At 68.7% G+C, this 10318-nt stretch carries 11 protein-coding genes; 6 read left to right on the plus strand and 5 right to left on the minus strand.

From position 1 onward, the window contains the following. Window positions 1-126 precede the first annotated feature (126 nt). Window positions 127-858 carry a hypothetical protein gene (locus FL311_RS36580; RefSeq protein ID WP_194869510.1) on the plus strand — a complete coding sequence of 244 codons (732 nt, stop codon included), beginning with the start codon at window positions 127-129 and terminating at the stop codon, window positions 856-858. Window positions 859-864: 6 nt separating this feature from the next. On the opposite strand, the gene FL311_RS36585 is transcribed toward FL311_RS36580, so the two are convergent. From FL311_RS36585 to FL311_RS36595, 3 genes are all read right to left on the minus strand, one after another. Next, on the minus strand, window positions 865-1440 hold the full coding sequence (locus FL311_RS36585) for a DUF1629 domain-containing protein (RefSeq protein WP_141332324.1): 576 nt from the start codon (window positions 1438-1440) through the stop codon (window positions 865-867). A 23-nt stretch (window positions 1441-1463) separates the two neighbouring features. After that, on the minus strand, window positions 1464-2795 hold the full coding sequence (locus tag FL311_RS36590) for an AHH domain-containing protein (RefSeq protein ID WP_141332315.1): 1332 nt from the start codon (window positions 2793-2795) through the stop codon (window positions 1464-1466). Between the two features lie 105 nt (window positions 2796-2900). Continuing rightward, window positions 2901-3680 (minus strand): alpha/beta fold hydrolase, encoded by a 780-nt coding sequence (locus FL311_RS36595; RefSeq protein ID WP_141332316.1) that lies wholly within the window; start codon window positions 3678-3680, stop codon window positions 2901-2903. Window positions 3681-3777: 97 nt separating this feature from the next. Between FL311_RS36595 and FL311_RS36600 the strand changes: the two genes are divergently transcribed. Together FL311_RS36600 and FL311_RS36605 are read left to right on the plus strand one after the other, a co-directional pair. Beyond that, entirely contained in the window at window positions 3778-4278 is a 501-nt protein-coding gene (locus FL311_RS36600; protein ID WP_141332317.1) for a nuclear transport factor 2 family protein, read from the plus strand. A 241-nt stretch (window positions 4279-4519) separates the two neighbouring features. Continuing rightward, window positions 4520-4939, plus strand: a complete 420-nt coding sequence (locus FL311_RS36605) for a type II secretion system protein GspG (protein ID WP_141332318.1) — start codon at window positions 4520-4522, stop codon at window positions 4937-4939. A 121-nt stretch (window positions 4940-5060) separates the two neighbouring features. On the opposite strand, the gene FL311_RS36610 is transcribed toward FL311_RS36605, so the two are convergent. Continuing rightward, window positions 5061-6053 (minus strand): kelch repeat-containing protein, encoded by a 993-nt coding sequence (locus FL311_RS36610; protein WP_141332319.1) that lies wholly within the window; start codon window positions 6051-6053, stop codon window positions 5061-5063. Between the two features lie 174 nt (window positions 6054-6227). Between FL311_RS36610 and FL311_RS36615 the strand changes: the two genes are divergently transcribed. Continuing rightward, window positions 6228-7316, plus strand: a complete 1089-nt coding sequence (locus FL311_RS36615) for a leucine-rich repeat domain-containing protein (protein ID WP_141332320.1) — start codon at window positions 6228-6230, stop codon at window positions 7314-7316. A gap of 4 nt (window positions 7317-7320) precedes the next feature. Here FL311_RS36615 and FL311_RS36620 read toward each other — a convergent pair whose 3' ends face one another. Beyond that, complete coding sequence (locus FL311_RS36620; protein ID WP_141332321.1) at window positions 7321-8112, minus strand: ceramidase; 792 nt, start codon at window positions 8110-8112, stop codon at window positions 7321-7323. 185 nt (window positions 8113-8297) lie between these two features. Here FL311_RS36620 and FL311_RS36625 point away from each other — a divergent pair, with 185 nt between their 5' ends. Continuing rightward, entirely contained in the window at window positions 8298-9395 is a 1098-nt protein-coding gene (locus FL311_RS36625; protein WP_194869511.1) for an ABC transporter permease, read from the plus strand. A 102-nt stretch (window positions 9396-9497) separates the two neighbouring features. Beyond that, window positions 9498-10318: GTP-binding protein (locus FL311_RS36630; RefSeq protein WP_141332323.1), on the plus strand; the 821-nt coding region annotated here is incomplete at its 3' end.

A 10318-nucleotide genomic window follows, 5' to 3' on the forward strand; every position in this document is an offset into this window, starting at 1 on the left:
GGACGCGGTGGGCTTCGTGAGGTACGACGCGGAGGAGGCGCTGGCGGAGGCGAACCTGTTGGTGGGAGAGCGCTTCGTGGTGGCCGTCACCAGCCGGGGCTTTCCGGGCACGGTGGAGGTGCGGCGGTGGTGAACTACTCGGAGCGGGCGTTCAGCGGGCTGCAGCTCTCGGTGGTGGGCAACCGTGCGGACGAGCAGATGCAGGGCTCGCAGCTCGCGGTGGGCGTCAACATGGTGGAGCGGCTGACGGGAGCGCAGGTGGGGCTCTTCAACCTGGCGGGCAGTGTGTCGGGCGCGCAGGTGGGCTTCATCAACGTGGCGGGGAACGTGAAGGGGGTGCAGCTGGGGCTCATCAACATCGCGGATGACGTGTCGGTGCCCATCGGGTTGTTGAGCCTGGTGCGCAAGGGGCGCATCGCGTTCGAAATCTGGGCGGACGAGGTCTCTCCGTTGTCGGTGGGGGTGAAGTACGGCAGTCGCACGGTGCATGTGATTGCGAGCGCGGGGGTGTCGCCGTGGAAGGATTCGTGGCGGACCTTCAAGTCGTTGGGCGTGGGGGTCCACCTGCCGGTGGGGGCGGCGGACCGCTACTACGTGGACCTGGACCTCTCGCTGGGAGGGTGGACGCCGCAGTTGTTCGAGGAGGGGATGCCGAACAACCTGTATCGGCTGCGCGCGAGCTTCGGCTGGGAGCTCAAGCGGCGCTTCGCGGTGTTCGGCGGGGTGTCGCTGAACGCCTACAAGCCGCCCGAAGAGGACCCGGACCAGGACGTGACGTGGATGCCGCAGTGGCAGACGGGCCGAGGGGCCTCCGGCACGCGCATGTGGCCCGGCCTGTTCCTGGGCGTGCGCATCTGACGCGCGTCAGACCTCCTCGAACGCGGCCCCGGTGACCTTGGCCTGCTCCAGGGCCACCTTGAGGTCCTCGGAGACGATGAGGATGGACGACCATCCCCAGGTCCGGAAAACCTTGGTGGTGCCGACCTTCGTGGGGTCGATCTTCATGCCGAAGACGCTGCGGTACTGGCCGAGCTTGTCCGGGCGGTCGTCTTCCGGCTTCCAGTACATGACCTCTTCCGAAGCCTGGTCGTCGATGCAGCGGATGAGCTTCGTGGCCACGAGAACGAGGTACTCGTCAGGGCACCCTTCGATGTCCACGGGGAGGAGTTGCACGTCGTCGGGAGCCAGTTCCGCGAAGAGTGTGGCCACCCGGACGTGGACAACGGGCGTCAGGCTCGCCCCAGCCGTGCAGTACTCCAGTCGTCTTCCGGGCTCATCGATGGGGAGCGTCAGTCGCCCCTGGGCCCGAGCTGGACGGCCTGACGTGAACTCCCGGAAGTTCTCCGGCTCGTGCCCCAAGCTGTCCAGAGGGTCTCCCAGGGACCAGTTACCGCTCCGCATGTCTTCCTTGAGCCTGAAGTATCGGACGTGTTTCAGCATGAGGTGCCTCAAGAACCCGGTGCTCACTGGGTGAGGAGCCGGTTGAGCTTTGCTCCAGGGGTCTGTACTTCCTTGGCGAGTTTGCGCAGTTCGTTCGTCAGGAGATTTCGACAGGTTGCGAGCTGACTGCAGTCTCCAAGTGCTTCCGAGAGTCGCACGAAGACATAGTCGTGATACCGCTCAGGGTGCGGCCCTTTGTGACCTGCGACCTTGACGATGTTCTCGGGATCTTTCAGTTCCATTCCAGCCCGAGTGAAGAGTCTTCGGAATCGTGGTGTCCAAGGTCCTCCTCGCGCCGTGGAGACGTCGTTCTTGTTCGTGGCGATGTGATGCTTCTGGGGCTTGCCCATGCCCTGGTTCGCCATGGCCAGCGCATTCGGCGCGAGTGCGACGGTGAATCCCTCCGAAGTGAGCGCGATGGACCGGACGCTTCCCACCGCCGCATATTGGAAGCCGGCCTGGGTCTCCACGGCGAGGGCTGCCTGCGCCGAACCTGGGAGTCGAGGGGCCTTCGCCGCGAGTCCGGCCGTGTTGCCGATGGCGGCCGTGGCCAACATCAAGAAGACGCGTGCTGAGTTCTCTCCGAGGACTTCGCCGTAGGCCTCGCCGGCCGAGTGGAGCTGCTCGAAGGTCCTGGCCTGGTCGACCGCGCGGACCAGCGTCAGCCATCCATCCAGCAGGCTCCACACCGTGTCCACGCCGAGATAGGCGATGGCGAGGGCCGTCAACGTGGCCGCGACGCCCTTGGACACGGGCTCGGGGAGCGCCCAGAGCAGCAGGTACATGGTCACCGCGGAGGTGAGGGTGGCCATGACCGCGCTCGGGTCCGTCATGTCATCGAGGGCCTCCAGCGACGCTTCCCATACGGAGCCGAGGGCGATGGCCAGCGCCAGCGTGTACTTTCCATCGCTGGCCAATAGAGGGCCTTCATCGAGCAGACGTAAACAGTCTCCGGGCTGGTCACGTCGTTCGCACCACTGGCCATAGGCGCGCGTCAGCTCGTCGTCCGTATAGGACTCGAGCAGGTGGGGGCCCGCCCCATCCTCCTGGGACTGGGGAATGAGCCGTGATGGGCCGCGCTCGTACCGGTACACGCCGCTGCGTGTGGGCACGCCGAAGAGCTCCCGTGCCTCCTTCATGGGATGGCGGAAGGGCGGAACGTCCCGGGCCAGCGCCGCCAGTGACTCCTCGAACTCAGCGTCGTCGATTCTGGCTTCTTCGACCTCACCGCCGACGTCTTCGTACGGGGTGAGCGTCACGGAGCCGTGCTCCGTCTCCAGCCGCACGACCCGGCTCGTCGCACAGCCAGGGATACACATCATCACGAGCAGCGGTAGTGCTCCGCGGAGCCACATGGAGAATCCCCCGGCGAGTCGCCAGCAATGCGCGGGCATCATCGTTGAGTGCCGGGTGTGGGCTCCACATGTCGCCTCCTCAAGGCCCTGGCTTCGAGCAGGGCCTCACTCGCGCAGGAGCCACTCCAGCAGTTCCTTGGCCGAGTCCACGTGGACGAAGTGGCCGGCGTTGGGGAACGTCGTCACCGGGCAACCAGCGGCCTCCAGGCGCGCGGCCTCGGCGTCGGAGACGTAGCGCGAGCGGCCTCCTCGGACAGCGCGCATGGGCGGACGGTCCGGACGCTCCACCGCGGCCCACAGGTCCGTGCCGTTGACGCGCGAGTGCAGCTCCGCGAGCGCCTGCCGGTCGAAGCGCCAGCGCACGCCTTCTCCCTCCGGCATCAGGTTCATCACGAGCCAGTCGGCCAGGTGGTCGGACAGCCCACGCGAGGTGAGCTCGGCGCGCATGTCCTTGCGGTTGGGCGCGCGCGGCGGCGCCTGGAGGAGGATGCCCAGCACCATGCCGCTGTCGGACAAGTCGTACGGCACGGGGCCCGGCGCGATGTCGAGCAGCGAGACGTGGGCGACCGCCTCCGGGACGTGGAGGCTGGCGGCGAGCGACACGCGGCCTCCGAGCGAGTGGCCCACCCAGTGGAGCGCGCCGCTGAAGCCCTGGGCCCGCGCGGTGTCCACCACGTCGCGCGCCACGCTGAAGAGGTCCGAGCTGGGCGGCGGGACAGGGGAGGCGCCATGGCCGGTGAGGTCCGGGAGGAGGAAGCGGCGCCGAGGGTCCGCCGCGCTCCACGCCGTCGCCAGCGAGCGCAGGTTGCGCCCCGTGCCCAGGAAGCCGTGCAGCAGCACCGTGGGCACATCCCCCTCACCGACCTGGAAGCTCTCGAGGACCACGCGACTCACACCTTTCTGGCCAGCCCGGGTGCGCTTGACCCGGGGGTGGGCCGTGCCGCTTCATACCCCGAACTTCTCATCGACGAGGTCGCTTCGCGTGTCCACTGTCTCCCTGTTGTTGTTCGTGCTCGCCGCCGCCCCCGTGACGGGCAAGGCCGCTGACCCGAAGGCCGCCATCACCACGGTGCTGGATGACTGGCACCTGGCCGCCGCCCAGGCGGACGAGGCGCGCTACTTCAAGTACTTCACCCCCGACGCCATCTACCTGGGCACCGACGCCACCGAGCGCTGGACGCGCGACGAGTTCCGCGCGTGGGCGAAGCCCTACTTCTCGAAGGGCCAGGCGTGGAGCTTCAAGGCCACCTCGCGCCACATCACCCTCTCCAAGGACGGCAAGGTGGCCTGGTTCGACGAAGTGCTCGACACGCCGAACCTGGGGCCGAGCCGTGGCAGCGGCGTGCTGGTGAAGGACGGCGCCACCTGGAAGATCGCCCAGTACAACCTGTCCATCCCCATCCCGAACGACATCGTCGATGACGTGGTGAAGCGCATCGCGGAGGCGTCGAAGCCCGCGGCGGCGCCCGCGCCGAAGAACTGAGTTGTCGCAGAGCCCCTGTGTGGGAAGTCTCGGCCTGGGGGCATCGCCGACAACGGCCCCGAACAGGACGAACCTCATGCCGGCACGAGGTCTGCATCGGCCTCCTCGTGGCGCTTCTCTCCGGTGGTCGGAGGAAGGGCCACGGGGCCGCGCCACGTGTGAAGCCAGACGCTGCAACGACATGGCGACGCACGCGACGAGAGCGACCCTGCCAGAACGTCACATGAGGTGAAGAACAGTCATGAACCGGAACAAGTCCAGGCAGCACCGCCGTCACCATCGCGGCATGACGCTCATCGAAATCATGGTGGTCATCACCATCCTCGGGCTCATCGCCGCGGCGGTCGGCGTCGCCGTCATGCCCATGCTGGGAGAGGCGAAGGGAGACAGGGCCTCGTTGGACATCAAGAACATCGAGACCGCGCTCAAGCTCCACTACACGAAGACCGGACGCTTCCCGGACACGAGCGCGGGGCTCGGCGCGCTCGTGGAGAGCCGGGTCCTGGAGCAGCTCCCCAAGGACCCGTGGCAGAACGACTACGTGTACCTCAACGAGGGCGGCCGCCCCGTCGTCCTCTCCTACGGCGCGGACGGCGCCGCGGGCGGTGAGGACGAGGCCGCCGACATCTCGTCTGCCTCCGCACCAGCCCACAAGAGCTGAGTCGTGCCTGACGGACTCGGAGAGGCGAGCACTCGCCTCATCTGGACGACCTCGAGCGGCACGTGATGCTCGAATGACGAGGGGCGACGGGCCCGAAGCACCGTCGCCCCGCGACACGCCGCTACGGCGTGTAAAGCTCCGCCGAGGGCTCACCGGCGGGCCCGCAGCCCACCGCGAGCACCTCCTGGGTGTAGAGCGGCGTCAGCGTGAAGCCCGCGCGGGCGACGCGCATGCCCGCCGTCTCCTTCCAGGTGTTCGTCGCCGGGTCGAACAGCTCCGTCGTGGTCTGCGTGGTGGACGCATTGCCGCCGATGACCAGCACCTGTCCCCACGGCAGCCGCACGGCCACGTGTCCGCTGCGCGCCTGCGTCATCGAGCCCAGCGACGTCCAGGTCCTGGTGGCCGGGTCATAGGACTCCACACTCGCGAGCGGGGTGCCGGAGCTCGAGCCGCCCGCCACGAGCACCGCCCCCGAGGGCAGCTCCGTGGCGGTGTGCTGGCAGCGTCCCACCCACAGCGAGCCGGTAGCGCTCCACGACTGCTGCCCCGGCTCATACAGCTCCGAGGAGGCCGTGGGCGTGGCGCCGATGGCGCCGCTGGAGAGCAGCACCTGCCCGGAGCGCAGCAGCGCGGACACGCCGCCGGTGCGGCTGGAGAGCAGGGGCGCGGTGATGCTCCAGGTGCCCGTGGCGGGGTTGTACAGCTCGCTGGTGCCGCTGCTGTCGAAGACGAGCACCTTGCCGGACGGTAGCAGCGCGGCGTGGTGGCCGGAGCGGGCGCGGGACATGGAGCCGGTGGGCGTCCAGGTGTTGGTGGCCGGGTCGTACAGCTCCGCCGTGTTGGTGCCGCTGCCACCGGCGATGAGCACCTTCCCGGAGGGCAGCAGCGTGGCGGTGTGGCTGTGGCGCGCCCGGCTCATCGGGGCGGCATGGGGGAAGCTGTTCGTCGCGGAGTCGAACAGCTCCGCGGTGCTCAGCGTGCTCAGCCGGCTGCTGCCACCCGCGACGAGCGCCTTGCCGCCGGGCAGCGCGGTCAGCGTGTGCCGGTAGCGACCACGTTCCGGGGAACGAGGGCCTCCTGGGATGTCATTGTGGGATGGCTCAATTTCTGACATGTCTGTCGTTGGCGTGCCAGGTGAAGTGTGTGGGATTGAAGTGGGGCAGATGTTTTCGAGGAGGCATGGGCTGGCCTGGAAGTCTGGGAGGTCGGGCGCACTGGCGGCACGAGCCGGCCTCCGGAATGCGTTCGCGCTTCCCCCACGGATTCGGATGCGGGTAGGGAACAGGACATGCCGAAGAAGTCCGTGTCGCCGACGACGCAGTGGAAGAAGGTGGAGAAGCAGGCCACCCAGGTGCTGGGGAAGGGCGCCGTGGGGCGCTACGCGGAGGACCTGGAGCCGCGCGTCGTGCCATTCTCGGCCGTGCCCGACGTCGCGCCGCTGCTGCCCGCCGAGTACGTCGAGTTCATCGAGGCGCTCGGCTACCGCTGGCTGTCGACCTCCGAGTCCACGCTGGGCTTCCTCCCGCCGCGCTGGCGGGTGAGCCTGTCCCAGCAGACCGGAGTCCCCGACCGGAACTGGAGCGAAGTCCGCGCCGAGCGCGAAGCGGGGACGCACACGTACGCGTTCGTGATGTTCGCCGCGCGCGACCTGGAGGACGTCAACGGCTTCGCCTTCGGCCGGCGCACCCAGGGCGACGGACTGGTCGTGTGGAGCGTGGAGGAGAGCCTTCCGGTGGAAGAGCTGGGGCCGTTCTCCACCTGGCTCACGGAGGAACTGGACTCGATGGCCGAGTCGCTCGAAGGCTTGGAGGAGGGAGCCACCTCGCAGGCGCCTCCGGACCTGGAGAACGCTTCCCTCCCCACCACGAAGAAGAAGGCGGCCGCGCCCAAGGCCAAGGGCGCCTTCGCCCTGTTCGACAGGTTCCCGCGCGACGCCAAGGAGCTGCTGTTCAACGGCCGCAAGCTGGGGGAACTGCCGCCGGTCATCGGCGAGTTCACCGAGCTGGAGTCCCTCTGGATGCGCACCACGGGCATCCAGCAGGTCCCACCGGAGCTGGGACGACTCACGAAGCTCAAGAAGCTGGACCTGTCCTTCAACCCCGCGTTGGCGCAGCTGCCGCCGGAGCTGGGGAACCTCGAGTCACTCGAGTCGCTCAACCTGCGGCAGACCGGCGTGACGACCTTGCCCGACTCGCTGGAGCGGCTGCGTCGCCTGACCTTCCTCGACCTCCAGTCCACGCCCCTGACGACGGTGCCGCCGGTCCTCTTCCGGATGCCGTGGCTCAGGACGCTGGACCTCTACTCGACGACGCTGCCGCCCCAGGAACTCGAGCAGCTCCGGCTCGCGCTCCCCGAGTGCAGGCTGGGCCTGAGCTGACGCCTCACGTTCCAGGCTGCGTCAGTTTCACGCGCGGGACCACGCCCAGCAGCCTGTCGAGACGTGAGTCCTTCCTCAGCGTCCGCAGTCGCTCCTTCGCGATGACGAGGAGGAGCGCGTTGAACCCGAAGGCCACCAGCACGTGCCACCAGGCATGGAACTGGGGGTTGGGGATGCCGTGCGCGGGGAGCGCCTCGTTGAGCGTGGGGCAGAACTGGATGTCGCTGACCCACAGCACGATGGCGAGCGCATAGGACGCGATGCCGAGCTGGAACAGCCGCTTCGTGCTCGCATCCGGGCTGCGCCGCTGGAGGACGTAGGTGCGGCCGAGCGCGAAGAACTCCAGCGACGCGAAGCTCACCTGGAAGAGGAAGAACTGGAGCGCGCCGCGCGTGAAGGCCGTCAGGTACGTCACCAGCACCGCGTGACCGAACAGCAGCCACGGGAACCAGCGCCCGAAGCGGCGCTGGGGTCGGTCCTCGAGCAGGATGTAGACGATGACGATGGCCAGATAGAGCATGGGCAGCTCGTCCAGCATCTGGTGCTCGCGGCGCAGCGTGGTGTGGAACGCGGTGCTGCCCACGCCCACCAGCGCGAGCAGTCCGAAGGCGAGCAGGAACCGGCGCTCCAGGACGCGCCAGTGGAGCACGACGCCCAGCACGCCCACGAGGACCAGCACCAGGCTGGAGGCCGAGTTGAACAGCTCGCCGATGTGGAAGAAGTGCTGGTAGTTCGTCTCGCACCAATCCACGGTCGAGGTGCTCGGGCCCCAGTAGCCCGTGGGGGTGGCGGACATGTGGGGCGGAGCGTAGCACCTCGGGGGCGGCTTCCTCGGACCCATGAGGCGCGTTCCACGCCTGGGATGCGCGCGTCCCAGAAGCGGAGCGTCGGCTTCAACGGGGGGACATGCGCGCCGAGGGTGTCCCGCACGGCGCGCTGATTCCACGCCCGGGGCCATTCCCCCCCAGCGGAGGACGCGGCATGACGGCAGTCTGGCAGGACCTTCGATATGCCGTGCGTGGCCTGCGGCGCGCTCCGGGCTTCACGCTGGTGGTGGTGGTGCTCGTGCTGGCACTGGGCATCGGCGCGAACGTGAGCTTCTTCTCCGTGTGGCATGGCGTGCTGCTCAGGCCCTTGCCGTACACGGCGCCGGAGCGGCTGGTCGTCCTGCAGCAGGGGGAGCTGGGCGGGGTCGCGTATCCGAACCTGCTCGACTGGCGCACGGGCGGCACGTCCTTCGAGCGCATCGCCGTGTACACCGCCACGCGCTTCACGCTGAGCGGCGACGGCGAGGCGATGCGGGTCACGGGCGCCATCTCCTCCGCGGACCTGTTCGCGTTGCTGGGCACGTCGGCGCTGCTGGGGCGCACCTTCCTGCCCGAGGAGGACCGGCTCGGCGGCGGGCCCGACGGCGCGCGTCCGGTGGTGTTGAGTCATGCGTTCTGGCGCAAGCACTTCCCCGGCGCGGGAGCAGGGGACCCGGGTGTGCTGGGGCGCATGGTGCGGCTGGACGAGCTGCCCTTCACCATCATCGGCGTGTTGCCGGAGGGCTTCACCTTCCCGCTCCAGCGCGAGTCCGCGGACCTGTGGGGCAGCGTGGCGGTGGACGCGGAGCCCAGCGTGTACGACGGCACCATCCCCACCAGCCGGGGCTACATGCGCTACGACGCGGCCCTCACCCGGCTGAAGCGCGGCGTGTCGCTGGAGACACGGTGCGCCCACCCGCGCGCTCGAAGGCGAGCCGGGCGAAGCCCGCGCGTCGGGGTGTCTCGGAGGAGGGGACCTGGCTCACGTGGCTGGAGCCTGGACCAGTTGGCGCCGGAGGGAAAGGGGCCACCTCGCGTCAGACCTCCAGGGGCGTCGAGCGACGTTGCTCCCCTTGGACAGGCATTCTCTCGAGCCACCCCGCCGCATCACCTCTCTGCGGGGCTCCCGTGGCGACACGGGGGCCGGGGCTCGGGGGAGCTCATGCGGGTGATACCCAGACACGATGTCTGGTGTTGCGGCGAAACGGCAGGCAGGGAAGCCCAGGGTCGGTCCAGTCTGCGGGATGGCGGACGCCTCGTTCGTTCCGGTTGATGCAGTTCTCCTGAATTGACAGACAACCTGTGTCTCCCGGTGATTTTCCTGGGATTTATCGCGGGCCGGTGCATCGGCGGGCCGGTCACGGTGAGGAATGGCATGCGTGCGCAGGCGGAGCTCGAATCTCTCAAGCCCCGAGTGAACATCGGCGTGCTGGGCCACCAGGGCCACGGCAAGACGACCCTGACGGCGGCCATCACGAAGCTGCTGGCGAAGTCGGGTGATGCCCCGGTCTGGTCGCCGACGGGGTGGGGCTCGGCCAGACAGACGCGGGCCCGGGGAATCTCCCTCTCGATGATGCACATGGAATGTCAGACGTCGAATCGCCGCTACTCGCACGTGGACCCTCCGTCGCATGTGGACTGCGTGAAGGGGTTGCTGACGGGGGCGACGCCGATGGATGGGGCCATCCTGGTCGTGTCGGCGGACGAGGGCCCCATGCCCCAGACGCGCGAGTACATCCGCCTGGCGCGTGAGGCCGGCATCAAGTCCATCGTGGTCTTCCTGAACAAGTGGCGCCTGATGGACGACCCGGAGATCCGCGAGCTGGTGGAGCAGGATGTCCGGACGCTGCTGAAGTCGTATGACTTCCCGGGCGACGAGACGCCCATCGTCATCGGCTCGGCGCAGAGGGCGCTGGTGGGCGACACGGGGGCGTGGGGGGAGCCGGCCATCCAGCGACTGCTGGAGGTGGTGGACCGCTCCATCACCACGCCGAGGTGCGTGACGCGCGAGCCGTTCCTGATGCCGGTGCAGGGCGTGCGTTTCGTCATCGGCCGGGGCGCGGTGGTGGGAGGGTGCGTGGAGCGCGGCACGCTCCGCCTCCACGAGGAGGTGGAGGTGGTGGGCCTGGGGCTGACGCTGAAGACGGTGGTGACGAGCATCGAGCGGTTCCACAAGCCGCTGGGGGAGGGCCGGGT

This window comes from Myxococcus sp. AB025B (assembly GCF_006518215.1).
Lineage (GTDB): Bacteria > Myxococcota > Myxococcia > Myxococcales > Myxococcaceae > Myxococcus > Myxococcus fulvus.